The 24,641-nt window shown below is 70.6% G+C and carries 19 protein-coding genes; 6 read left to right on the top strand and 13 right to left on the bottom strand.

What is annotated here, in order from left to right; genetic code table 11:
- Window positions 1-36: 36 nt before the first annotated feature.
- On the top strand, window positions 37-1,641 hold the full coding sequence (locus ABZ833_RS08730; protein WP_361042969.1) for an oleate hydratase: 1,605 nt from the start codon (window positions 37-39) through the stop codon (window positions 1,639-1,641).
- A 17-nt stretch (window positions 1,642-1,658) separates the two neighbouring features.
- Here the strand turns inward: ABZ833_RS08730 and ABZ833_RS08725 are convergent, their stop codons facing one another.
- The 6 genes from ABZ833_RS08725 to ABZ833_RS08700 form a co-directional block, all read right to left on the bottom strand.
- Window positions 1,659-2,699 carry a LacI family DNA-binding transcriptional regulator gene (locus ABZ833_RS08725; protein ID WP_361042966.1) on the bottom strand — a complete coding sequence of 347 codons (1,041 nt, stop codon included), beginning with the start codon at window positions 2,697-2,699 and terminating at the stop codon, window positions 1,659-1,661.
- Window positions 2,700-2,762: 63 nt separating this feature from the next.
- Window positions 2,763-5,228: a glycoside hydrolase family 3 C-terminal domain-containing protein gene (locus ABZ833_RS08720; protein WP_361042964.1), complete on the bottom strand. Its 2,466-nt coding sequence runs from the start codon at window positions 5,226-5,228 to the stop codon at window positions 2,763-2,765.
- A 90-nt stretch (window positions 5,229-5,318) separates the two neighbouring features.
- On the bottom strand, window positions 5,319-7,073 hold the full coding sequence (locus ABZ833_RS08715) for a discoidin domain-containing protein (RefSeq protein WP_361042960.1): 1,755 nt from the start codon (window positions 7,071-7,073) through the stop codon (window positions 5,319-5,321).
- Window positions 7,074-7,183: 110 nt separating this feature from the next.
- On the bottom strand, window positions 7,184-8,272 hold the full coding sequence (locus ABZ833_RS08710) for a DUF1996 domain-containing protein (protein ID WP_361042958.1): 1,089 nt from the start codon (window positions 8,270-8,272) through the stop codon (window positions 7,184-7,186).
- 544 nt (window positions 8,273-8,816) lie between these two features.
- Window positions 8,817-9,125, bottom strand: coding sequence for a hypothetical protein (locus ABZ833_RS08705; protein ID WP_361042956.1), 309 nt, complete (start codon window positions 9,123-9,125; stop codon window positions 8,817-8,819).
- A gap of 100 nt (window positions 9,126-9,225) precedes the next feature.
- A complete protein-coding gene (locus ABZ833_RS08700; RefSeq protein ID WP_361042953.1) occupies window positions 9,226-9,456 on the bottom strand; it encodes a hypothetical protein in 231 nt (76 codons plus the stop codon).
- A 163-nt stretch (window positions 9,457-9,619) separates the two neighbouring features.
- On the opposite strand from ABZ833_RS08700, the gene ABZ833_RS08695 reads away from it, so the two are divergent.
- A complete protein-coding gene (locus ABZ833_RS08695) occupies window positions 9,620-10,639 on the top strand; it encodes a YdcF family protein (protein ID WP_361042951.1) in 1,020 nt (339 codons plus the stop codon).
- A gap of 42 nt (window positions 10,640-10,681) precedes the next feature.
- Here ABZ833_RS08695 and ABZ833_RS08690 read toward each other — a convergent pair whose 3' ends face one another.
- A complete protein-coding gene (locus tag ABZ833_RS08690) occupies window positions 10,682-11,518 on the bottom strand; it encodes a LysR family substrate-binding domain-containing protein (protein WP_361042949.1) in 837 nt (278 codons plus the stop codon).
- Between the two features lie 58 nt (window positions 11,519-11,576).
- Between ABZ833_RS08690 and ABZ833_RS08685 the strand changes: the two genes are divergently transcribed.
- Window positions 11,577-11,981 (top strand): DUF5997 family protein, encoded by a 405-nt coding sequence (locus ABZ833_RS08685; RefSeq protein WP_249592345.1) that lies wholly within the window; start codon window positions 11,577-11,579, stop codon window positions 11,979-11,981.
- A 142-nt stretch (window positions 11,982-12,123) separates the two neighbouring features.
- Window positions 12,124-12,888, top strand: a complete 765-nt coding sequence (locus ABZ833_RS08680) for a DUF2071 domain-containing protein (RefSeq protein WP_361042946.1) — start codon at window positions 12,124-12,126, stop codon at window positions 12,886-12,888.
- A gap of 45 nt (window positions 12,889-12,933) precedes the next feature.
- On the opposite strand, the gene ABZ833_RS08675 is transcribed toward ABZ833_RS08680, so the two are convergent.
- Both ABZ833_RS08675 and ABZ833_RS08670 read right to left on the bottom strand, forming a co-directional pair.
- A complete protein-coding gene (locus tag ABZ833_RS08675) occupies window positions 12,934-14,355 on the bottom strand; it encodes an SLC13 family permease (RefSeq protein WP_361042943.1) in 1,422 nt (473 codons plus the stop codon).
- Window positions 14,356-14,627: 272 nt separating this feature from the next.
- Window positions 14,628-15,407 carry an IclR family transcriptional regulator gene (locus tag ABZ833_RS08670; protein WP_361042941.1) on the bottom strand — a complete coding sequence of 260 codons (780 nt, stop codon included), beginning with the start codon at window positions 15,405-15,407 and terminating at the stop codon, window positions 14,628-14,630.
- A gap of 97 nt (window positions 15,408-15,504) precedes the next feature.
- Between ABZ833_RS08670 and ABZ833_RS08665 the strand changes: the two genes are divergently transcribed.
- Together ABZ833_RS08665 and ABZ833_RS08660 are read left to right on the top strand one after the other, a co-directional pair.
- On the top strand, window positions 15,505-16,671 hold the full coding sequence (locus ABZ833_RS08665) for an aminotransferase class V-fold PLP-dependent enzyme (RefSeq protein WP_361042938.1): 1,167 nt from the start codon (window positions 15,505-15,507) through the stop codon (window positions 16,669-16,671).
- Window positions 16,672-16,723: 52 nt separating this feature from the next.
- Window positions 16,724-19,684 carry an FAD-linked oxidase C-terminal domain-containing protein gene (locus ABZ833_RS08660; RefSeq protein ID WP_361042936.1) on the top strand — a complete coding sequence of 987 codons (2,961 nt, stop codon included), beginning with the start codon at window positions 16,724-16,726 and terminating at the stop codon, window positions 19,682-19,684.
- Between the two features lie 54 nt (window positions 19,685-19,738).
- On the opposite strand, the gene ABZ833_RS08655 is transcribed toward ABZ833_RS08660, so the two are convergent.
- Genes ABZ833_RS08655 through ABZ833_RS08640 form a run of 4 tightly spaced genes read right to left on the bottom strand, consistent with a single transcriptional unit; the run spans window position 19,739 to window position 24,561 of the window.
- Complete coding sequence (locus ABZ833_RS08655) at window positions 19,739-20,890, bottom strand: XdhC/CoxI family protein (protein WP_361042934.1); 1,152 nt, start codon at window positions 20,888-20,890, stop codon at window positions 19,739-19,741.
- Window positions 20,883-23,018, bottom strand: a complete 2,136-nt coding sequence (locus tag ABZ833_RS08650) for a xanthine dehydrogenase family protein molybdopterin-binding subunit (protein WP_361042932.1) — start codon at window positions 23,016-23,018, stop codon at window positions 20,883-20,885. Before ABZ833_RS08650 ends, ABZ833_RS08655 begins: the two co-directional genes overlap by 8 nt.
- The gene (locus ABZ833_RS08645) at window positions 23,015-24,007 is read right to left on the bottom strand and encodes a xanthine dehydrogenase family protein subunit M (RefSeq protein ID WP_361042929.1); all 993 of its coding nucleotides are present in this window, start codon (window positions 24,005-24,007) and stop codon (window positions 23,015-23,017) included. The genes ABZ833_RS08650 and ABZ833_RS08645 overlap by 4 nt, the downstream gene beginning before the upstream one ends.
- A complete protein-coding gene (locus ABZ833_RS08640) occupies window positions 24,004-24,561 on the bottom strand; it encodes a 2Fe-2S iron-sulfur cluster-binding protein (RefSeq protein WP_361042926.1) in 558 nt (185 codons plus the stop codon). Before ABZ833_RS08640 ends, ABZ833_RS08645 begins: the two co-directional genes overlap by 4 nt.
- Window positions 24,562-24,641: the final 80 nt, after the last annotated feature.

Below are 24,641 nucleotides of genomic sequence, written 5' to 3'. Positions count from 1 at the left end.
GCACCGGGCCGGGCATCCCTTGAAGCTGAGGGGCGGATGGCACGGCGTACGAATCCAACTCGGAAGAAGGCGTTCATGGCGAAGGCGTATCTGGTGGGCAGCGGAATCGCGTCCCTGTCGGCGGCGGCGTTCCTGATCCGCGAGGGCGGGTTCTCGGGATCCGACATCGTCGTACTGGAGGAGCAGGACCGTGAGGGCGGGAGTCTGGACGCCTCGGGGTCGCCCGAGACCGGCTACACGATGCGTGGCGGCCGGATGTTCGAGATCCACTTCGAATGCACCTACGACCTGCTCGGTTCGATCCCCTCTCTCGACGATCCGTCGAAGTCGGTGACCGACGACACCTTCGCCTTCCACGAGGACTTCGCCTGGGACGACCACGCCCGGCTCGTCGACGCCGACGGCAAGGTGATCGACTCGCACTCGATGGGCTTCTCGGAGCGTGACCGGCTCGAACTGGTCAAGTGCGTGGGCACCCCCGAGAAGCTGCTCGACGGCAAGCGCATCACCGACTGCTTCAGCCCGGAGTTCTTCCGCACGAACTTCTGGTGGATGTGGTGCACCACCTTCGCCTTCGAGCCGTGGCACAGCGCGATCGAGTTCCGCCGCTACCTCAACCGCTTCATCCACCTCTTCAAGACCTTCGACTCCATGTCGGGGATCTACCGGACCCGCTTCAACCAGTTCGACTCGATCGTGCGCCCGCTCCTGAAGTGGCTCACCGACCAGGGCGTGACCGTGCAACTCGGCACCAAGGTCGCCGACTTGACCCTGACCGACGGTGACGCCCTCACCGTCAAGGCTCTGAGCTGCGCGCGGGGCGACCGGACCGAGGAGATCACGCTCGGCCCCGACGACCTCGTCATGGTCACCAACGGCTCGATGACGGCCGGTTCGACCCTCGGGTCCACCGACACGGTGCCCGCCCTGGACACCTCGGGACGCGACGGTGCCTGGCGCCTGTGGGAGACCCTCGCGGCCAAGCGCCCGGGGCTCGGCAAGCCGGAGGTCTTCAACTCCTCGATCCCCGAGTCGACTTGGGAGTCCTTCACGGTCACGACCAAGGACCCCACCTTCTTCAAGCTGATGGAGAAGTTCAGCGGCAGCGAGGCCGGCAAGGGCGGGCTGATCACCTTCAAGGACTCCAAGTGGCTCCTGACCATCGTCCTCAACCATCAGCCGCACTTCCACGACCAGCCCGAGGACACCTTCGTCTGGTGGGGGTACGCCCTGTTCCCGGACGAGGAGGGCGACTTCGTCCGCAAGCCGATGCGTGAGTGCACCGGTCGGGAGATCCTCGACGAGGTCCTGCACCACCTGCGCTTCGAGGAGGGCCCTGACATCCTCGACCACTCGATCGTGCTCCCGGCCCTGATGCCGTACATCACCAGCCAGTTCCTGGTGCGCAGCGCGGGTGACCGGGCTCCGGTCGTGCCGGAGGCCTCCACCAACCTCGCCTTCATCGGGCAGTACGCCGAAGTCCCCGACGACGTGGTGTTCACGGTCGAGTACTCGGTGCGCACCGCCTGGACGGCCGTCGCGCAGCTGCTCGGCCTCGAGAAGCAGCCCCCGCCCGTCTACAAGGGCGGGCACGACCCGAAGGTGCTGGTCGAGGCGTTGCAGACCATGCACCGCCGCTGACGGCCGCCGTCGTCGCGCTAGGCGGACTCACGCACCACAAGTTCCGGCTCGAAGATCACTGAGGTGGGGTCGGTCCGTACGCCCTCTATCTGTTCCTGCAGCAGCCGGGCCATCTCCGCGCCCATCTCTTCGACCGGCTGCCGCACCGTCGTCAGCGGGGGCACGCAGGTGACCGCCACGCTCGAGTCGTCGAATCCGACCACCGCCACGTCCTGAGGCGCCCGCTTGCCCTGTTCCCTCAGGACCTGGCAGACACCTTGTGCCATCAGGTCGTTGGCCGCGAACACCCCGTCGACGTCGGGATGCTCGGCCAGCAGGCGACGCATCGCCCTCGCTCCGCTCTCCAGGGTGAACCCGCCCTCCGCGACGGGGATGTAGGGCTGTCCTCCCCGCTCCATGCCGTCCTGGAAACCGGCGAGGCGTTCCCGGCCCGCGGGGATGTCCAAGGGGCCCGAGATGGTCGCCACCCGTCTGCAGCCGCGGGCCAGCAGATGGTTGGCGGCCAGCCTCGCCCCGTCCCGGTGTGCGAAGTCGACGAACGTGGCGCGGGCCCGCAGTGCCGGGCGCGCGAAGAACACCGCGGGCAACCGCGCTTCGGCGAGCAGGGCCGGGAGCGGGTCCTTGGCGTGCGTCGAGACGACCAGGGCGCCGTCCGCGTTGCCCTGGCGCAGGTAGGTCAGGACCTGTTGCCGGGCCTCCTCGGTCTCCGCGAACATCAGCACCGGATGCATGGCACGCGGGCGCAGGAATCCCACCACCCCGCTGACCGCCCTGCCGAAGAACGGGTCGGCGAACACCCGGGCGGCGAACGCGTTCTGCGCGGTGTCGGAGTTGTCTCCGGCGCCCGACACGACCAGGGCGATGGTGCCCGCGCGCTGGGTCACCAGGGAGCGCGCCGCCCGGTTGGGCGCGTAGCCCGTACGCTCGATGGCCGCTCGGACCACGTCCTGGATGGCGGGGGCGACATTGCGCACGCCGTTGACCACCCGGGAGACGGTGGCGCGCGAAACCCCCGCTTCGCGCGCCACGTCCTCCAGCGTCGGCATCTGTCTGTCCATTCGGGAACCCTAACGCCCCGCCCCCGCGGGGCCATAGAGCGCTCTCCCGCCCTGAATCGTCGGCTACCGGCGGTCGTTTGACCTGCGTACCGTCGCCGTCAGCGGCAGATCCCCCGCGCTGCGCCCCGCGAGGACCTGCCAGACGCCCGCTTCGGTTCGCCAGCGGCCCGCCCGCGTGTCCCAGTGGCGCAGCATCCTGGCCGGCACCCGCACCGATGCCGTCACCGTCTCCCCCGGCTCCGCCCGGACCGCCGTGAAGCCCGCGAGCCAGCGGACCGGGCGCTCCACGGCGGATTCGGGCCGCGCGAGATAGACCTGCACCACCTCACGTCCCGGACGCACGCCCGTGTTGCGCACCTGGACCTCGACGACCAGCGCCTCTCCCCCGTCGACCCCGTCGACCCCATCGCCCCCGCCGACCTCGCTCGCCACTCGAAGGCGGTCGTAGCTCCACGTCGTGTAACCCAGGCCGTGACCGAACCAATAGGCGGGTTCGAGGCCCGCCCGCAGCCACGCCCGGTAGCCGATGTGCAGGCCCTCCGCGTACTCGAGCACACCGTCGCGCGGTGTTGTGTCCCTGACCGGCACGTCCGCCAGGGCGGCTGCCCAGGTGGTGGGCAGCCTGCCGCCCGGTTCGGCCTGCCCGAACAGGACGTCGGCGAGCCCGGATCCCGCCTCCTGCCCGGGGAACCACGACAGCAGCACCGCCGCTGCCCGCTCCCGCCAGGGCAGCTCCACGGGCCCGCCCGAGTTGACGACGACCACGGTGCGCGGGTTCGCGGCGGCCACTGCCGCGACCAGTTCGTCCTGGCGGCCGGGGAGTGTGAGCGAGGTGCGGTCGTGCCCCTCGGACTCGCTGCCATCCGTGGTGCCGACCACGACGACGGCCACGTCCGCGTCCCGCGCGGCCTCGACCGCTTCGGCCAGGGCCTGTTCGGGCTCCGGCTCGGGCGCCGCGGCCGTCACGACGACGGCGCGGCCGGTGTCGGGGGCCAGCTCCCGGCGTGCCACGACGTGCGCGGCGTGGCCGCCGGCCAGCCAGACAGAGGCGTGGCGGCGCGGAGGGTCGAGGTGAATGACGGCCGGATCCTCGGTGTCGCGCGCGAACTCCCCTTCCACCAGCAGTTGTCCGTCCACCGCGAGACTCATCCGGCCGTAGCCGCCCACGCCGAAGGTCCACTTTCCGTCGCTGGGCGGGCGCACCAGGGCGCTGATCTCGACGGTGTGCGACCGCGGTGCGAGGGGAGGCTCCAACTGCCGCCCGGTCAGACGGTGTTCGGCGGACAGCTCACGCCCGGACGCGTCCAGGACCCGCATCAGTACGCCGGGCTCCCCGGTCAGGGGGTTCGCGCACCGTGCGGGATCCAGCGGCAGTGGTTGCCCGCCCAGGTCCGGGCCCGGGGCGTAGCGCACCCGGGCCCGCCCGTGCAGCCGGGCCCGGATGCCGTCCAGTGGCGTGACGACGTCCGCCGGGTAGACCCCGGCGCTGCCTTCTCCCTGGAGCCGGGGCGCGCAGGCGTGCCGTCCGATGACCGCCACGCTGTGCAGCGCGGAGACGTCCAGGGGCAGGACGTCCTCGTTGCGCAGCAGCACGGTGCCGGACGCCACGGCCCGCCGCAGAAGACGGCGGGCCGTGCCACCGGGCCACGCGCGCCGCGGGAGCCTGCGTCCGCTCCCGAGCGCGCCGACCCGGTCGGCCAGGGTGAGCAGCCGTACCACCTTGTCGTCGATCGCCTCCTCGGGAACGTTGCCGCTCCGGACCGCGGCCACCAGCGCCTCGCCCCACGGACCCTCCGGGCCGGGCATCGCGAGGTCCTGGGCGGCCGCCGCGCTCTCGGCCGTCAGCCGCACGGCGCCCCAGTCGGAGACGACGGCCCCGTCGAATCCCCACTCTCCTTTCAGCGGTTGGGCCAACAGCTCGTTGGCGGTCATCGTCGTGCCGTTGACACCGTTGTACGCGCTCATGACGAGCCACACGCCCGCTCTGACGGCGGCCTCGAACGGGGCCAGATACACCTCGCGCAAGGTCCGCTCGTCCACCCGTACGTCCACGGTGAGCCGCTCGGTCTCCGAGTCGTTCGCCACGTAGTGCTTGGCGGTCGCGGCGACGCCGTGGGCCTGGATGCCGCGGATCAGGGCGACTCCGGTGCGGGCCGCCAGTTCCGGGTCTTCGGCCAGGCACTCGAAGTGGCGCCCTCCCAGCGGGGTGCGATGGAGGTTCAAGGTGGGCGCCAGGACCGCGTGCACGCCCTTGCGCAGGGCCTCGTGGGCGAGCAGCTCGCCGAGCTGACCGGCGAGTCGCTCGTCCCACAGCGAGCCAAGGGCGGAGGCGGAGGGCAGGAGGAGTGAGGGACTGCGTTCGTCCCACGCCTCGCCCCGCACGCCCGCGGGACCGTCCGAGAAGACCATCTCCCGTAGCCCCACGGCTGGTTCGGCCCGGGTGCGCCACACCGTGGCTCCGGTCAGCAGACCCACCTTCTGCGTCAGGTCCAGCGTGCCCACCAGCGTGAGCAGTTCGTCCCGCGTCATTCGTTGCTCCTCCTGCCCCCGACGAGGATGCGGCGCCGAAGCCGGATCAGTCGCAGATCAGTCTCAGATCAGTTGACGGTCAGTCAAAGATCACTTGTAGACGCCGAACTCGTAGAGCGAGTAGCCGTATCCGGTGCCTCGCTCCGTGCCGTTGACCCGGACGTAGCGGCCGGAGCCGCTCACATCGAAGTCGTCGACCCCGCCGTTGCCGCCGCGCACCTCGTGCACGGTCTTCCAGTTCTGTCCGTCGTCGGAGGTCTGGATCGTGTACGTCTTCGCGTACGAGGTCTCCCAGTTGAGCTGGACGTGTTTGAAGGACGTCGTGGAGCCGAGGTCGACCTGGACCCACTGCGGGTCGCTCCAGTCGCTGGCCCAGCGGGTGTCGTTCTTGCCGTCGACGGCGTTGGCGGCGGGGCACGGGCAGTCCCCGCTGCCGGGCTGGAAGGAGGAGGCGGTCGCGGGCTTGCCCAGGGCGACGTTCGTGCCGTCGACCGGCGGCACCACCACACGCACGGACCGTGTCTCGATGCCGACGTTCCCCTTGCCGTCGGTGACCTTGACGTAGATCTTCCAGACGCCGGGCTTGTCCGGGGCCGTGACCTTCAGACGGCCCGATCCCTGGTCCGTGGCGGTCAGCGGGGTGAGGTCCTTGTTCTTGTCGATGTACATGCTGTTGGCCAGCACTTCGTACGAGAGCGCGTCGCCGTCGGGGTCACTGACCTTGGTGGTGAGCGTGAGCGGGCCACCCGCGGGGACCTTGCCCGCGTCGCCGTCCACGGCCAGTTCGGAGATCACCGGCGGGGTGTTGTCACCGGCGGTGCTGCCCTTGTAGGCCTTCTTCGCGGCGTAGTACGCGAGTCTCTTCTGGCCTGCGGGAAGCAGGTTGAACCAGACGCCGCCGAAGTCGTACTCCGTGCCGTAGTGGAACATGGTGGCGCCGAGCGCGACGCCGCGGTGACCGGTGACGCAGTCCCAGGCCTTGATGTAACCGGCCGCCTTGGCCTGGTCGGTGGGCTCCTCGGGGACCCCGTTGGCGTCGTCCGGAACCTCCCACTCCCCCGCGGGACCGGTCTCGGTGACGATGTAGGGCTTGGTGTAGCCGCCCTTGTCCCAGTCGGCCTTGATCTCGCAAGTGGCGTTGTAGGCGTTGACGGCATAGAGGTCGAGGTCCGGGGCGTTCTTCTTGTAGTACGGCCAGGCCCCGGTCCAGGCGTCGGTGGAGGTGACCGGGTGGTTGGGGTCCACCGCGTGGATCTTCTTGGCGACGTCGTTCACGAAGGTGGTGTACGCGTCGCGCTGCTTCTCCAGCTCGTCACCGGCGTAGCAGTTCTGCAGGCCGAGCACCGACTCGTTGCCCACGTTCCACATCAGGACACCGGGGTTGTCCTTGTAGGTGTCCACCCACTTGGGGAACTCGTCGAGCATCTTGTTCTTGTACTCGGTGTCCGTCAGGTAGTTGACACAGCCGCCGCTTCCCGGGCCGCCGCCGGGCTGGAGCCAGAAGCCCGCGACGACCTTGATGCCGTGGGCGGCGGCGGAGTCGAACAGCGGCTTGCTGGAGGCGTCGGTGCCCCAGGTCCGGATGGTGTTGACGCCCATGGACTGCAGATCGGGCATGTACTTGTCGGCGTCGGCGACCGAGGGACCCCAGGTCAGGCCCTTGACCTGGTAGGGCGAGCCGTCGACGGTGAGCTGCCAGTTGCCTTGCGAACCGGTCACCTTCACGACGCTGCCGGCCGCGTGCGCCTGCTGTGCGGGCAGCGCGAGCGCGCCGGCCACCAGCAGGCCGGCTATCGCGGGGGCCACGATGCTGCGTGGGGAGAGTGCGGTACCAGGTCTGCGCATGGGGGTCTCCTGGGCGAGGGGGATGAGGTGTTGGAGCGAGGGGGAAGGTGCGGAGTGGGGGCGGGCGCCTGTGAAGGGCGGAAGGGAGCTCCGCCCTTCACAGGCCTCGGTCACGGCAGCTCGTAGTTCTCGTCGAGCGCCGCGCCCGCTTCGGGGTGCGTCTGGTCATAGCCGCGCGGGTCGCACTGCAGTCCGCCGACGATGCAGTGGTCCACCATCGCCTTCAGCGTCGCGTCGTCCCACGCGTTGAAGAAGTCGTAGTGGAAGGAGTGGCTCGCGCCGCTCGCCAATCGGGCCTTCGACAGATCTCCGTTGACGGGGAACGCCATCTTGAACTCGACCATCGGCAGGGCGACGGGGTGACTGGTCGGGCAGATGTTGTCGTTGGTTCCGTCCTTGACCACCGGGTAGGACATGTGGCTCTGGTGGTTCGGGGAGTCCAGCGACTCACCGTCCCAGCAACTGGGCGCCTGGAAACGGATGTTGAGCTGGGTGTCCGCTGTGGTGGGGCAGTCCTTGGGGAACTCGACGTTGAAGTAGCTGGTCCCGCACTCCCACCCTTCGACGAAGCCCGGGTGATTGCGGAACTCCTGTGCGGTCTGCATCGGGCTGCCGACGACGAACCTGAGCCCCTTGGGGAACGGCCGCACGCTCGTGTAGTCGGTGACCCCGGCCTTGTAGTAGATCGTCTGATCCCCTACGGGACGGATCTCCTTGTCGCCGTTGTACAGCGTCGGCATCCAGTACGCCGACCTGTCGCCGGGAGCAAGGCACTTGGTGGAGCCGGAGTCCAGCGACCCCGTGGTGCTGTGGGCGTTCGTCGTGGTGTTGCCCATGAACGTGTGGTCGTGCGACTTGCCGGGCTGCCCGGGGTAGACGACGGGGTCGTCGGGGGCGGTGTGCGACACCGAACAGTGCGCCTGGAACTCATGGAAGTAGCGGTGCGGTGGCGCCTTGACCGACGGCTTGACGCCGGTGACGGGCGACTTCGCGGGGATGTACCCGTCCGCGTCGGCGTCCTCCGCCGACGCGCGGGTGGATGCGGCCATGGTGTGTCCCGAGTGGGATGCCATGGCCTTCGGCGACCGGGACTGCGACGCGTTGTCGGCGCTCACCGCGATACCGCCGATGCCGAGTGAACTCAGTATCAGGGCGCCCGCGATGAGCGCTCCTGAGATCGTTCTCGATCTCCGTGCCATGGAGACCTCCTGCCACGTGGAGAGGGATGTGGGGACCGGCCTGCCGGGAGCCGTGGCCGTGCGCTCCCGGACACCGGGTGGGGACATGGGTGGCCGAGGGCATGCCAATCGGCCGCCCCAGGACACCTGTTGCAGAGCACCCGTACGGCAATAGAACCGGGAGAGCGCTCTCCCGGAGTGTTCCCACCGTGACACGAACGTGTCAAGAGACGGTGAACGAATGGATGCCGATGACTGCGGCCCGCGGCCCCGCTCATGGCGTACGCGACTTACGGCTCCCCCGGTCGCGCGAACTCCGCTGCGCAACTTCCCGGTGGTCAGAGGGTGTTGGGAGCGCGACGCACGTGAATCCGGACGCCGCCGCGCCGGTCGACGCCGCCCGGCGGCAACATTAAGAGGTGGCTCACGAGCGTTGACGTCTCAGTGCGGCGCGTGAAGGATGCAGGAGGAATGCAGCGCAGGAGAGCGCTCTCCTCGAGCGCTCTCCTGGATTTCGCAGGCCCATCAGGCCCATCAGGGGCATCAGGGGTATGCGGTTGAGCGGTCAGCCGCCGTCGCAGGCGAGGTCGGCGGGCCGCATGTAGCCGAGCTGCTGGCCGTTGTCCGTGCGCGAGACCTGCCACAGGGCGTCCACCCCCTGGCGGGTGCCGTTCACCGGGGTGCCGGGATCGAGGTAACCGACGATCTCGGTCCACGGGTTGTCGCCGGCGTAGATCGGGGCATCGGCGTGGGTGGCAAAGCACGTGCCACCGGCTGCGGCGGTGCCGCCGAGCACCGGGAGCGTCAGCAGGCTCAAGGTCAGCGCGGCCGCGAGTCGGGTCGCGCTCTTGCGCGCCGGTCGGGTACGGGACAAGTGGGTCCTCCAGGTGTGGGCGAGTGCGCCACGTGTTCTTCGGGGGCGTGTGCGCGACGCGGGGCCGGGACGCGTACGTCCCGGCCCCGCGTCCGTCGCCTCAGAGGTTCTGAGTGCTGGAGATGTCAGGGGCGACCACGCCCACACCGGCGCCGGGGGTCGGCGGGGCGCTGTCGGTCCACGGTGCGGCGTCGCCGCTCTCCTCCAACACCCCCGCGGCGTGGGCGGGCTCCTTCGTGTCGGCCGTGTCCGCTCCCGGGGGCGGGCTGATCGCGGCGATGACAGCCCCCGCGGCGAGAGAGGCAACGGCCAGTACGCTTCGCTTCTTCATACCGGGGTCAACTCCCCGTCGCCCTCAAAGGGCACGGCCTGATCCCGGAGATCACTGCAGCGGACGGCTCCGGTTCTGATTCTGATCCTGGTCCTGATTCCAGTTCTGTTGCCGGTTCTGGTTCCGGTCCGAGGCGTGGGCTCACGGCGCCTACGCTGTGCGGATGTTGGTCTACGCCCCGGCGGCGCTCCTATTCCTCGTCTTCTGCGTGCGCGTGGCGCGCGAGCGCAGGAAGTTCAGCAATGCGGTGATCCTGGGTCTCGCCGTGCTCTGTGCCCTTGCGGCCTGGGTGATCCAACTGGTCAGGTCCGGTTCGGCATCGGGTCAGGCCGTCGCGTGGGCGCTGCTGGGCCTGGGGGCGCTCGGCATTCTCGTACTGACCTGTCTTCTGTTCCTCAACGGCCTGCAGATGGTGCGCAAGGAAGGCAGGAGCCCCACCAACCTGCTCTCGTTGCTGGCCGCGTTGTGCATCCTGGCGGTCGTGGCGCTGCTCATCACGGCCGTGGTCGTGCGGACACCGCTGTGGGTCGGGGTGGGCGTGGCGGCCGGCGGGCTCGCCGCCTACCTCTCGTTCCTGTTCCTGAGCTTCGTCTTCTACGCGTTCCTGTACGGGCGGCTGCGGGTGCGCCGCAAGGCCGACTACGTGGTCGTACTCGGTTCGGGCCTCGTCGGGGGCTCCACCGTGCCTCCCCTGCTGGCCAGCCGCCTCACGCGAGCGCATGCGGTGCACGCGGGCCTGGCCAAGCGGGGCGGCTCGCCGGTGCTCATCACCTCGGGAGGCCAGGGCCCTGACGAGGACGTGCCGGAGAGCCACGCGATGGCCGACCATCTGATCGCCCGTGGGTTTCCCGCCGACCAGATCGAGCGGGAGGACCGCTCGACGACGACCGACGAGAATCTGCGGTTCAGCAAGGCGATCATGGAGAAGGCGAAGCCGGACTACCGGTGCGTCATCGTCACGAACAACTACCACGCCTTCCGGGCCGCCCTCACGGCTCGGCGGACCGGGATCAGGGGCCAGGTGGTGGGCTCGCCCACCGCCGCGTACTTCTGGCCCACCGCGACGATCCGCGAGTTCACCGCGGTCCTCGTCGCGTACAAGCGGACCAATGCGGCCATCTGCCTGCTGATCGTGCTCGGCGGGGTGCTCGCCTGGTGGGCGCGGCAGAACGGCGCCGGGTGAGGCTGCCGCCGTGTTCCCCTGAGGCAGACGACGAAGCCGGGGCTACGGCCGGCGGCGGGGCTTGCCCTTCTTGCCGCCCTTGGCGGCGCCGCCGGAACCGCTCCGTGTGCTCTTGCCGGGCGTCCCGCCCTTGCTGCTCTTCCCAGCCTTTCCGGTGTTTCCGGTCTTTCCGGTGGGCTTGCCCGCCGTCGGCTTTCGCCGGGCGCCGCCCTTGTCGGGGCTCTTGCGCTTCGACCGGTCCGCGGCCGAATCGGCAGCGGGATTCTGGGTGCGGCCGCGTGAGCTGTTGACCGTGCGGCCCCGGACGATGCCGATGAAGTCCTCCACCAGGTCCGTGGTCGCCTCCTCGGGCCACGAGAGGGCGACCCTTGATTCGGGGGCTTCCGCCAGCGGCCGGTAGGTGAGGTCCTTGCGGTGGTGCAGGCGGGCGAGCGACTGGGGGACGGCGAGGACGCCCACGCCCGCCGCCACCAGTTCGATGGCGTCCGCCGTGGTGGCGGGGCGCTCGTTCGCGGCCTGTCCCGGCAGGCTCTCCCACGGGAGGGTGTCGTCGAGGGGGTGCAGCACGATCTCGTCGGCCAGGTCCTCGGTCGTCACTTCGTCGACCGCAGCGATGACGTGGTCCTTGGGGATCACCACGACCGTCGTCTCGGTGTAGAGGGGGATCGCGCTGAGGTCGGTGCGGTCGACCGGCAGCCGGACGAATCCCGCGTCGGCGCCGCCGCCCCGCAGGAGCTCGAACGCCTCGCCCGGATCCACCGCCACGAGGGTCAGCGGCACGTCGGTCCGCCGCTCGTTCCAGATCCGCACCCACTTGGTGGGCGTCACCCCCGGGACATACGCGAGCCTGAACGAAGGGGTTACTTGCGAGTCTGTCACCCCGCCAGGTTACCGGTCGTGGTCGGCGGTAGCTCACATGCTCGATACCCTGGGGACCATGACGTCGCACCAGACCACCCAGACCATGAAGCCCGCGACCGCGGCGAAGAAGCTGGGTGTGTACCTCGAGGCCACCCCCGCCGAGTTCCAGGAGGGTGTCGTCTCGCGCACCGAGCTCAACGCCCTGCAGACCGAGCCGCCCGAGTGGCTGCAGGAGCTGCGGCGCAACGGCCCGCATCCCCGGCCGGTCGTCGCGGCGAAGCTCGGCGTGTCCATCGCCGGTCTCGCACGCGGCGGGGTCACGGAGGCCCTCACCACGGAGCAGATCGACGCGCTCAAGACGGACAACCCCGAGTGGCTGCAGAAGGAGCGCGCCACCCAGGCCGAGGTCCGCAAGGAGACGGTACGCATCAAGGAGAAGAACGCGGAGCGGGCCGAGCAGGACCGCCGGCCGCGTTCCTGACCCAGCTCGGACCGAGCCCCCGGACACTGACACCGTCGGCCGGGGGCTCCGTCATACGCGGCCGCCCCTGGTCAGCGGCCCTGCTCGGCCGGATGTCCGCCCCCGTTCCTGGCAGGGCCGGGGCCCCTGCGATGCTGATGCCGTGGTCCTCACCCCCGCCGTGCCGGAACCGATAACCGCCGATCCGCCCGCCTCCGCCGAGAATCCGCTGCTCACGCAGTCGTGGCTCGACCTTGCCTTCGTGCACTGGGCCGTGGATCCCGCGGACGTCGCGCCGCTCCTTCCGGCCGGGACGGTTCCCGATCTGCACGACGGGGTGACCTATGTGGGCCTCGTCGCGTTCCGCATGCACCGGGTCGGCTGGTTCCGGCTGCCCGGCATCCCCTATCTGGGTACGTTTCCCGAGACCAACGTGCGCCTCTACTCGGTGGACGCCCATGGCCGCCGCGGCGTCGTCTTCCGCTCCCTCGACGCCTCGCGCCTGATCCCGGTGGCGGTCGCGCGCGGTGCCTTCCGGCTGCCGTACCAGTGGTCGCGGATGAGCATCCGACGCAGCGGCGACACCGTCACGTACACGAGTGCCAGGCGCTGGCCGGGCCCGCGCGGTGCGCACAGCCGGATCGCCGTCCGGGTGGGCGAGCGGGTCGAGGAGGCCACCGATTTCGAGCACTTCCTGACGGCCCGCTGGGGCATGCACAACACGTTCTTCGGGCGGCAGATGTTCCTGCCGAACGTCCATCCGCGCTGGCCTCTGCACCGGGCCGACCTGATCGAGTGCGACGAGGACCTGGTCGCGGCCGCGGGGCTGCCGCGGCCGGTCGGGGATCCGGTGAGCGTGCTGTATTCGCCGGGCGTTCCGGTCCGGTTCGGGCGGCCCGCGCGGCCGGGCGGCATCCCGACTCCCTGACGGGTGGCACGACGGCGTACGACACCGCGCCGTCCCCGTACGGCCTCACAGCGAGGTGGGCACGACGAACAGGGCCCAGGTGACGAGGGGGCCGATCACGGCGATGCCGAGCCCCCAGGCCATGAGACGACGGAAGACGAAGTCCCGTTGATCCTCGGGGGTGTTGGCGGTCACCAGCGCTCCGCTGGTGGAGAACGGCGAGGCGTCCACCACCGACGCGGAGATGGCCAGAGCCGTGATGAGCCCGACCGCTCCGACCTCACCGGCGAGCAGGAAGGGCACGGCCAGCGGGATCAGCGCGCCGAGCATTCCGGTCGTCGAGGCGAAGGCGGAGACCAGGGCGCCGATGAGGCAGATCAGCAGGGCGCCGAGAAGAGGTGCCTCGATGGAGGCGACCTGCTTGCCGAGGTAGTCGATGGTGCCCATGCGCTCCATCTGGCTCACGTAGGTGACGATGCCGCAGACCAGCAGCACGGTCGACCACGCGCAGCGGTCCACGGCGCCGGTGACCGACTTCGGGGAGGCCAGGGAGAGGACGACGGTGATGGTGAGCGCCATCAGGCCGACGTCGAGGTCGAAGAAGAGTGCTCCGGCGACGAGGCTGAGCAGTCCGAGCAGGGTGAGCGCGCGCGGGCCGTCGAGCTTGAGGGGTTCGTCCTGTGCCGTGGGGGTGCTGGTCGTGGCGACAGCGAGGGCGCGCCGGGGTGCCGCGCCCGCCCCGACCAGTTGGCCGCCGGTTCCGCCGGTTCCGCCGGTTCCGCCGGTTCCGCCGGTTCCGCCGGTTCCGCCGGGCGACGGTGCGTCGTCGTGGCGCTGGCTGTCGGCGTTCGTGCCGCCGCCTTTGTACATTCCTGCGCGTTGCCCGAGCAATCGTCGTCCGCCGAAGACGAAGAAGACGATGACGCACAGCACCACGTTGAACAGGAACGAGGCGGCGAACAGGAGGGCGGGGTTGCCCGGCAGATCATTGCGCTCGACCACGTTGTTGGTGATGCTGCCGAACACGCCGATCGGGGAGAAGCCTCCCGCGCTTGCTCCGTTGGCGATGAGCAGCCCCATGAGCACGGGATTGATGCCGTAGGCGACGGCGAAGCCGAGGCCGATGGGGGCGACGATGCCGACGGCCGCGGGGGTGACCGCGCCGACGGCGGTGAGCATGGCAGTGACGAGGAACATGACCCAGGGGATGAGGGCGATCCGGCCCCGCACCGCTTTCACGGCAGCGTTCACGAGCCAGTCCACTGTGCCGTTGTTCTTCGCTATGGCGAACAGAAGCGTGACGCCGACGAGGACGACGAACAGGTCGCCGGGAAACCCGGAGAAGAGATCGTCCGTCGACTCGTCCGCCACGGTGGAGCCGATGATGAACGCGGCCACTAGGGCGAGCGCACCCAGGTGGACTGCGGAGAAGGTCGCGATGGCGAAGACAAGGACCAGGGCGATGATGGAGATGACTTGATCTGACACGAGGGCTCCCTTGCCGTCGGCCGATGGTCATGTCGCGGCGCGCCGGGGCGCGTGACGAGGGGTGCGCGCGGCACCGGGAAGTGCGCGGTGGATGACGGCGCGCACGGACGTCCGCCCCTGGGCCGCATGAGCCCAGGGGGGATGATTAATTCCGCCTGGCGGAATTGAGCTTTCGCAATGGGGAGTATTGGAGCGCGCTTCCCGGGGCGTCAAGGGGAACGCCCGAATGCGTTGCGCGGAGCGGAGACGGGGCGGCGACGGGGTGGAGCTCGCTAGTGCCCGGCCTCGGAACCGCCCCCGGCACCCTGCCGCGAATGCCCCAACGCGGCGCTGACCTGCCGCGCGGTCTCGCTCACCAGTGCCCCGTACGCGGCACTCGCCTCCTGCGTCATCCGGCTCGTCGGCATGTTCACGCTGATGCTCGCGACCGGCGTCCCCGACTCGTCCCACACGGCGGCCGCGACCGCGGACACGTCGTCGCGCCACTCCCCGCCGTTGGTGGAGTACCCCCGCTCCCTGATCCGCGCGAGCTCGGCGAGCAGCCGCTCCCTGTCCGTGATGGTCGAGCCCGTGAACTCCTCAAGGCCGAGGTCCAGCTGGCGGTCGATCACTTCCCGGGGGCTCACCGCGAGGACCGCCTTGCCGTTCGCGGAGGCGTGGATGGGCAGCTGGGTGCCGAGCGCCAGGATGATCCGCACCGGCTTGGAGGTCTCCAGGCGCTCGATGAGCACCACCTTGTCGCCGTCCGGGACGGTCAGATGAACCGTCTCGTCGATGCGCCGCCGCAGCTCTTCCATCAGCGGCAGAGCCACGTCACGCAGGCTCAACTCCCCCGTGGCACGCCGTCCGACCTGCAAGGCCTTGGTGGTCACGACCCAGCGGGTGACCTCACCGCCGGCCGGGCGGATCCAGCCCGCCTCGTGCAGTGTGCGCAGGGCGCGCTGCGCGGAGCTCTTGGGCAGCTCCAGGCCGCGGGCCAGGTCCGCGACGCCGATCGGCTGCCGCGCGGCGACCTCTTCCAGTACGCGAAGTGCGTTGAGAACGCTCTGCATCCGTTGACTCCCCACCGGGTCGGCCCTACGCTCCTCCGTGCCACCTTACGACACACCGTGCCACAATACGGCACGCATAGCAAGGGAGTTGGCCACTGTGACCTCTCGACCCGGGCGGCACTTCCTGCAGATACCAGGCCCCACGAACGTCCCCGACCAGGTGCTCCGCGCCATGTCGGCGCCGACGATCGACCACCGGGGTCCCGAATTCGCGGCGCTGACCACGGAGTTGCTCGCCTCGCTGAAGCCGGTCTTCGGCACCACGGGCCCCGTCGTGGTCTTCCCCGGCTCCGGCACCGGGGCCTGGGAAGCAGCCCTGGTCAACACGCTCAGCACCGGGGACAGGGTGCTGCACGTGGAGACCGGCCACTTCGCCACGCTCTGGCAGCAGATGGCCGCGGGCCTCGGCCTCTACGTCGACTTCGTGCCCGGCGACTGGCGCCACGGCGCATCGCCCGAGGCGGTAGCCGAACGGCTCGCCGCGGACAGCGCTCGTACGATCAAGGCCGTCTGCGTGGTGCACAACGAGACCTCGACCGGCGTGACCAGCCGGGTGGCCGACATCAGGCAGGCGATGGACGCGACGGAACACCCGGCGCTGCTGCTCGTCGACACCATCTCCTCGCTGGGTTCGATCGACTACCGGCACGACGAATGGGGCGTCGACGTCACCGTCGCCGGGTCCCAGAAGGGGCTGATGCTCCCGCCGGGACTCGGCTTCAACGCGGTGAGCGAGAAGGCCCTGGCCGCTTCCCGCACCGCGCGGCTGCGCAGGTCCTACTGGGACTGGCAGCCGATCATCGAGGCGAACCGGCGCGGCTTCTTCCCGTACACCCCCGCCACCAACCTCCTCTACGGCCTCGCCGAGGCCCTGCGGATGCTCCAGGCGGAGGGGCTTCCCGAGGTCTTCGCACGGCACGACCGGCACGCGGAGGCGACCCGAAACGCCGTGCGCGGCTGGGGACTTGAGGTGCTGTGCGCCGACGACCGCGAGTACTCGTCCTCGCTGACCGCGGTGCTCATGCCCGAGGACCAGGACGCCGACAAGGTGCGGAAGATCATCCTTGAGCGGTTCGACATGTCCCTGGGCGCGGGCCTCGGCAAGCTCGCCGGACGGATCTTCCGCATCGGCCACCTGGGCCACTTCAACGATCTGACGCTCGCGGGCACGCTCGCCGGGGTGCAGATGGGCCTTCAGCTGGCCGGTGTGCGCATCGATCCCGGCGGGCTCACCGACGCCCTGGACGTCCTGCGCGCCGAGTGACGGCGGCCGTGCGCCCGCCCGACTCACCAACCGGCCGAGGAGGTTGCCGAGCATGACCGTCACCGAGGGCGAGAGCCCCACGCACCACAGCTCCGAAGGCGCCGAGAGCCAGGAACAGGCCCGCGGGCTCCACAAGGACCTGGTCAGGGATCTCGACGGAGAGGTCCAATTCGACGACTACACCCGGCACTTGTTCGCCAGGGACGCGAGCATGTACGCCATCACGCCGCTGGGCGTGGTCTTCCCCCGGCACGCCGACGACGTCGCCGCGGCGGTCGCGGCCGCCGCGGCCCACCGGGTGCCCGTCGTGCCACGCGGGGCCGGGACCAGCCTGGCGGGCCAGACCGTCGGGCCCGGCCTCGTCCTGGATCTGTCCCGGCACATGAACCGCATCGTGGAGCTCGACCCGAGCAGTGGCACGGCCCTGGTCGAGGCCGGTGTCGTACAGGACCAGCTCAATCGTGCCGCGAGCCCGTGGGGGCTGATGTTCGGCCCGGACACCTCGACCAGCAACCGCGCCACCATCGGCGGGATGATCGGCAACAACTCGGCGGGCAGCGGCTCGGTGCGCTACGGCATGACCATCGACCACGTCCGCGAACTCGACGTGGTGCTCTCGGACGGGAGCCGGGTGCCCCTGGGCCGGGTCGACGAGGCCGAACGCGCCTACCGCGCCGGGCAGTCGACGCTCGAGGGCTCCCTGTACCGGGAGCTGCCCGAGATCGTCCGGGCCAATGCGGCAGCCATCGCCGAGGGGTTCCCCGAGCACTGGCGCCGCGCCTGCGGCTACCGCCTGGACCGGCTCGCCGGCGAGGACGCGGCCTTCGACCTCGCCAAGTTCGTCGTCGGATCGGAGGGGACCCTCGCCGTCGCGACGAGCGCCCTCGTCGATCTCGTGCCCAAGCCGAGCCGCACGGTGATCGCCGTCGGCCACTTCACCTCCGTGGCCGGAGCCATCGCGGGCACTCAGGACGCGCTGGCCTGCGACCCGGCCGCCGTGGAGCTGATGGACCGTACGATCCTGGATCTGTCCCGTCGCAAGATCGAGTACGCGGCGCTCGGCGACCTCCTCGAAGGCGAACCCGAAGCACTCCTCTTCGTCTCCTTCACGGGCGACGACGAACCCGAACTCCTGGACCGGATGCGGCAGCTCACGAAGCTGTGGTCCCGGCACGGGCACGGCTACCACACCCTCCAGGCCGTCACCCCGGCCCAGCAGTCGTCCCTCCTGAAGGTCCGCAAGGCGGGGCTCGGCCTGCTGATGGCCGCCAGCGAGGGCACCCGGCGCCCGCTCGCCTTCGTCGAGGACACCGCGGTCGACCCCGTGCACCTCGCGGACTACACCCGCAGGTTCAAGGACGTCCTCGACCGCCACGGCATGACGGCCGGGTTCTACGGCCACTGCTCGGTCGGCTGTCTGCACATCCGGCCCTATCTCGACCTCGCCGACCCGGCGGACGTGAGCCGGATGCGTGCCGTCGCGGAGGAGGTGAAGGATCTGGTCGCCGAGTACGGCGGCGTGAACTCCAGCGAGCACGGCGACGGTCTCGCGCGCAGCGAGTTCAACCGGGAGATCTTCGGCGAGAAGCTGTACGAGGCGATGCGCCAGGTCAAGCGGCTCTTCGACCCCGACGGCGTCCTCAACCCCGGCAAGATCGTGGACGCGGCTCCCATGACGGAGAACCTGCGCGACGCGGCGCTCACGCCCGCCGAGCCGCTGCGCACCCGGCTGTCCTTCGAGGTCGTGGGCGGCGGCGGGATGCGGGCGGCGGCGGACCGGTGCATGAACATCGGCCTGTGCCGCAAGTCCGGCACCGGCGCCATGTGCCCGTCGTACATGGCGACCCGCAAAGAGGAGGACTCCACCCGCGGCCGGGCGGGAGCCCTGGTCAAGGCGCTTTCCGAGCCCGACCCGAAGGCCGCGCTCGGGGACGAGCGGCTGCACGAGATCCTCGACCTGTGCCTGATGTGCAAGGCGTGCAAGAGCGAATGCCCCCTCGGCGTCGACATGGCGACCCTCAAGAGCGAGACCCTCTCGCACTACCACGACACCCACGGAGTGCCGCTGCGCTCCCGCCTGTTCGGTGCGATCCGCGTACTGAACCGCCTGGGGTCCGCGACCGCCCCGCTGTCCAATCTGCCGGGCCGCATCACACCGGTGCGGCGGCTCATGGACCGCCTGGTCGGCATCGCCCCGCAGCGGCCGCTGCCGGTGTTCGTGCGCCGCAATCTGCTGCGCTGGTTCCGGCGCCGTACGCCCACCGCTCATCCGGTCACCCAGGGCACCGTCACCTATCTCGCCGACTCCTTCACCACGTTCACCGAGCCGGGCATCGGCCGCGCGGCCATCGAGCTCCTCGAACGGGCGGGGTGGCAGGTGCGGCTGGAGAGCGGGGGCTGCTGCGGCAGGTCGAGCCTCTCCAAGGGCCTCGTCGACGACGCCAAGAACAAGGCGCGCCAACTCGCCCACACCTTGCGGGAATCGAGCGAGCCCGGCTCACCGATCGTGGGGTGCGAGCCCTCGTGTCTGATGACGCTGCGCGACGAACACCGGGCCCTGCTGCCGGACGACGCCGCCGTCAAGGACATCGCGGGGAGGGTGCGCCAGGTCGAGGAGCTGCTGGTGGAGGCCATCGACGACGGACGCCTTCGGCTGCGCGAGGACTCCTGGCTCGCCGGACGCAAGCTGCTCTACCACGGTCACTGCCACCAGAAGGCGGAGGTCGGCACGGCCGCGACCGTCGCGCTCCTGAAGCGGATCCCGGGAGCGACGGTGGACGAACTGGACGCCGGCTGCTGCGGGATGGCGGGGTCCTTCGGCTTCGAGTCCGAGCACTACGAGGTGTCGATGACGGTCGGCGATGACCGGCTGTTCCCCGCGATCGAGGCGGAGGACGACGACACGGTCGTGGTCGCCACGGGTGTGTCCTGCCGTCAGCAGATCTTCCACGGGACCGAGCGCGATGCCTGGCATCCGGTGCAGTTGCTGTGGGAGGCGGTGGAGCAGGCGTGAGCGCGGGGGCGGCCGCGGTGACCGGGCACCGCGACCGCCCCGCGCCCGGTCGTGTCACGCGGCCGCGTGGGAGCCGCTCACCCCCGCGGTGCCCGCCTCGTGGTGGATCGGCGTCCCGGCACCGGTCAGCGGAACGCCCGACCCGCCCCGTCGCGCCGCGACGATCTCGGCCGCGATGGACAGGGCGGTCTCCTCCGGCGTACGGGCCCCGAGGTCGAGCCCTATCGGGGAGTGCAGACGGCTCAACTCCTCATCGGTGACCCCCACTTCACGCAGACGTGCGTTGCGGTCCTCGTGGGTGCGGCGCGAGCCCATCGCACCGACGAACGCGACGGGAAGCCGCAGGGCCACCTCCAGCAACGGGACGTCGAACTTGGCGTCATGCGTGAGGACGCACAGGACCGTGCGGCCGTCGGTCGCGGTGTCCCGGAGATAGCGGTGCGGCCAGTCGACCACGATGTCGTCCGCCTCGGGGAAGCGGGTCCGCGTGGCGAAGACCGGACGGGCGTCGCACACGGTCACGTGGTAGCCGAGGAACTTGCCCGTGCGCACCAGGGCGGCGGCGAAGTCGATCGCACCGAACACGATCATGCGGGGCGGCGGCACGCTCGACTCGACGAACAGGGTCAGGGGCACCCCGCAGCGCGATCCGCTCTCCGACACGACGAACTCGCCGGTGCGGCCCGCGTCCAGCATCGCCCGGGTCTCCCCCACCACCGTCCGGTCGAGGTCCGGATGACCGTCCAGGCTTCCTTCGTACGATCCGTCGGGGTGGACGAGCACGACCCTGCCGAGGAGTTCGGCCGGGCCCTCGGCCACCCGGGCGATGGCCGCCGCGTCGCCCCGGGCGGCGGCCGAGAGCGCCGCCGCGAAGACCTGCCGGGCGGGCGCGTCCGCGCCGAGCGGCGTGACAAGCACCTCGATGACGCCGCCGCAGGTCAGACCGACCGCGAAGGCGTCCTCGTCGCTGTAGCCGAACCGCTCGCGTACGGCCGTGCCGTCCTGGAGCGCCTGGACGCACAGGTCGTACACCGCTCCTTCCACGCAGCCGCCGGAGACCGAACCGATGGCCGTGCCCTCACTGTCTACGGCGAGGGCCGCGCCGGGGTCGCGCGGCGCACTGCCGCCCACCGTCACGACGGTGGCGACGGCGAAGTCCCGGCCCTCCTCGGCCCAGCGGTTCAGCTCTTCGGCGATGTCAAGCACCCGGGGCTCCTCCTCCGTTCAGGATGCGGTCGGGCCGGATCGGCAGGTTCCGGTGGCGTACGCCGGTGGCGTGCCAGACCGCGTTGGCGATCGCCGCGGCGGCCCCCACGATGCCGATCTCGCCGATGCCCTTGATGTCGATGGGGTCGTCCGCGTCCGTGTCCTGAACCCAGTCCGCCTCGATGAGCGGCACATCGGCGTTGGCGGCGAAGTGGTAGCCCGCGAAGTCGGCGCCCACGTGGCCGCCCGTCGCCTGGTCCCGGTGGGCCTCTTCGTGCAGAGCCATGGAAAGGCCCCACGTCATCCCGCCGACGAACTGGCTGCGTGCGGTCAGCGGGTTGATGATCCGGCCTGCGGCGAACATGCCGAGCATGCGCCGCACCCGCACCTCACCGGTGGTGACGTCGACGGCGACCTCGGCGAACTGCGCGCCGTAGGAGTGCCGTTCCTTCTTGGAGAGGCCTCCGATGGCCGCGCTGGTGTCGGAGCGCACGGTGATTCCCTGCGGCGGAATGTCGCCGCCCAGGGCCAGTTGCTCCCGCAGCTCGGCCACCGCGGCCGTGACCGCCCAGCCCCAGGAGCGGGTGCCCATCGAGCCGCCGGAGATCGCCGCCTGGCCGAAGTCGCTGTCCCCGATGCGCACATGGACGCGCTCCTGGGGCACCTCCAGGGCTTCCGCGGCGATCAGGGTCAGCGCGGTCCGCGCGCCGGTCCCGACGTCCGCGGCGGTGATCCGCACCGTGAAGGTGCCGTCGGCCTCCGCCGTCACGGCCGCCGTGGACGGCGCGACGATCACCGGGAAGGTGGCAGCCGCCGTGCCGGTGCCGAGCAGCCAGCGCCCCTCGCGGCGCAGCCCGGGACGCGGGTCCCGCTCGGCCCAGCCGAACCTGCGGGCACCCTCCTGGAAGGCGGACAGGAGATTGCGGCTGGCGAACGGAAGACCGGAGACGGGGCCGACGTCAGGTTCGTTGCGGGCGCGCAGCGCGATCGGGTCGACGCCGCACCGCTCGGCGAGTTCGTCGAGCGCGGATTCCAGGGCGAACGAACCGGGGGCCTCGCCGGGCGCACGCATGTAGGTCGGCGTCGGCACGTCGAGGCGCACCACGCGGTTGACGCTGCGATGGGCGTCGGAGGCGTACATGGGACGTCCGAACCCGGCGCTCGTCTCGACGAATTCGTGCACCTTCGACGTGAGGCTGTGCGACTGGTGGTCGACGGCGCGCAGCCGTCCGTCGGCGTCGGCGCCGAGCCGCACGCGCTGGGCGGTGGGACTGCGGTAGCCGGTGAGCGAGAACAGCTGGCGGCGGCTGAGGACGACCCTGACGGGGCGGTCGAGGAGCGTCGCCGCCATCACGGCGAGGATCTGGTGCACGCGTACGCCCTTGGACCCGAAGGCGCCGCCGACGTGCTCGGACCGCACCCGTACCGAGGCCGGGTCGAGCGAGAACAGCTTCGCCAGCTCGTCGGCGACCCAGGTGCTGCCCTGGTTGGAGTCGACGACTTCGAGGCGTCCGCTGTCCCAGCGCGCCATCGCCGCATGCGGTTCCATGGAGCTGTGGTGCTCTTCGGGGGTGGTGTACTCCGCGTCCACGACGTGGGCGGACGCGGCGAGTTCGGCCTCCAGGTCCCCCTTCTCCACCAGCATGCCGTCGCCCTCCGGCGTGTACGTGCCGGGGTGGCCCGCGGAGAAGGCGACGTCGTGCGACTCCTCCTCGTACCGCACCACCAGCGCCTCGGCGGCCTCTCTCGCCTGCTCGGAGGTCTCGGCGACGACGAGGGCCACCGGCCAGCCGACGAACGGCACCCGGTCGTGCTGGAAGACCTCGACGATCGGGTCGGGCGGGCCGAGCATGCTGATGTAGTCGCTGTCGACGCGCGGCGCGTTCCCGTGGTGCAGGACGGCCAGGACACCGGGCATCGTGCGCACGGCGTCCGACTCGACCGACAGGATCCGGCCGCGGGCGATCGTGGAGAGCACCAGCCAGCCGTGGGCGAGTTCGGCGAAGGGGATCTCCCCCGCGTACCGCGCCGCGCCGGTGACCTTCTCCCGGCCCTCCACGCGGGTGAACGAAGCGCCGACGGCGCTCGCGGAACCGGTGGACGTGGTCGTCGTGGTCCGCGCCGTCATCGGGTCGCCTCCTCGGTGAGCTCGGTCAGCAGGGCGACCACGAGGTTGCGCATCAGCGTCACCTTGTAGCCGTTGTCGGGCAGCGTCTGCGCGGCGGCAAGTTCGGCGTCCGCGGCGGCGGCGAAGGCCTCGGCGGTCGCCGGGCCTCCCGTCAGGACACGCTCGGCCTCCCGTGCGCGCCACGGCCGGGACGCCACCGCGCCGAAGGCCAGGCGCACTTCGTGTACGACGCCGTCCCGGACGTCGAGCGCGGCGGCGATCGAGCCGATCGCGAAGGCGTACGACGCGCGCTCGCGCACCTTGCGGTAGCGGGAGTGGGCGGCGACCGGGGCGGGCGGCAGGGTGATGCCGGTGATGAGCGCGCCGGACGGCAGCGCGGTCTCCAGGTGCGGGGTGCTGCCCACGGACAGATAGAAGTCCGCGAGCGGCAACTCGCCGGTGCCGTCGGCCGTTTCGTACGAGATCACGGCGTCGAAGGCGGCGAGCGCCACCCCCATGTCGGAGGGGTGGACGGCCACGCAGTGCTCGGTGGCGCCGAGGATGGCGTGGTTGTGGTGTTCACCCCCCACAGCGGGGCAGCCGCTGCCGGGGTCGCGTTTGTTGCACGGTTTGGACAGGTCGGCGAAGTAGCCGCAGCGGGTGCGCTGGAGCAGGTTACCGCCGACGGTGGCCATGTTGCGCAGCTGGCCCGAAGCGCCGGCCAGGACCGCCTCCGCCAACGCGGGGTAGCGGCGGCGCACTTCTGGATCGGCCGCGAGGTCGCTGTTGGTGACGGTGGCTCCGATCCGCAGCCCGCCGTCGTCCGTGGCCTCGATCCGGTCGAGGGGCAACTCGCGTACGTCGATGAGCAGTCCGGGCCGCTCCACGCCGGTCTTCATCAGGTCGACGAGGTTCGTGCCGCCGCCCAGGACGCGCGCGTCGGGGTCGGTGCCGAGCAGCGCGACCGCGCCGGGGACGTCGAGCGCCCGCTGATATCCGAGTTCCCTCATGCCACGGTCTCCGTACCCTCGGTCTCGGCTGCTGCCGCCTGCGCGACCGCCTGGACGATCGACACATACGCGCCGCAGCGGCACAGGTTGCCGCTCATGCGCTCCCGGATCTCGTCGGCGCTCAGCTCGGGAACACCCGCCTCGGGCCGTACGTCGGTGGTCGCGGCGCTGGGCCAGCCCGCCGCGTGCTCCTCGATGACCGCGATGGCCGAACAGATCTGTCCGGGCGTGCAGTAACCGCACTGGTAGCCGTCGAGGTCGAGGAATGCCTGCTGCACCGGGTGCAGCCCCTCTCCCTCCGCCGCCACGCCTTCGATGGTGGTGATCTCACGCCCCTCGGAGGCGACGGCGAGTTGCAGGCAGGAGACCGCACGACGTCCGTCGATCAGTACCGTGCAGGCGCCGCACTGCCCTTGGTCGCAGCCCTTCTTGGTGCCGGTCAGATCGAGGCGCTCGCGCAGGGCGTCGAGCAGGGTGGTGCGGTGGTCGACGGGCAGCGAGTGCTTTTCGCCGTTGATGTTCAGCGTGATGGCGCTGGACGTCGATAGGGCCACGATCAGCCTTCTTTCGCTTCTGTCAGCTTTTTTCACGTAAGAGCGGGAGCGTCGTGCGGGACGGTCCCGCCGGAGGCCCC

This window comes from Streptomyces sp. NPDC047525 (assembly GCF_040643025.1).
GTDB lineage: Bacteria > Actinomycetota > Actinomycetes > Streptomycetales > Streptomycetaceae > Streptomyces > Streptomyces durmitorensis.
The sequence above is the reverse complement of the archived record's forward strand: the minus strand, read 5'-3'. Positions and strand labels throughout refer to the sequence as shown.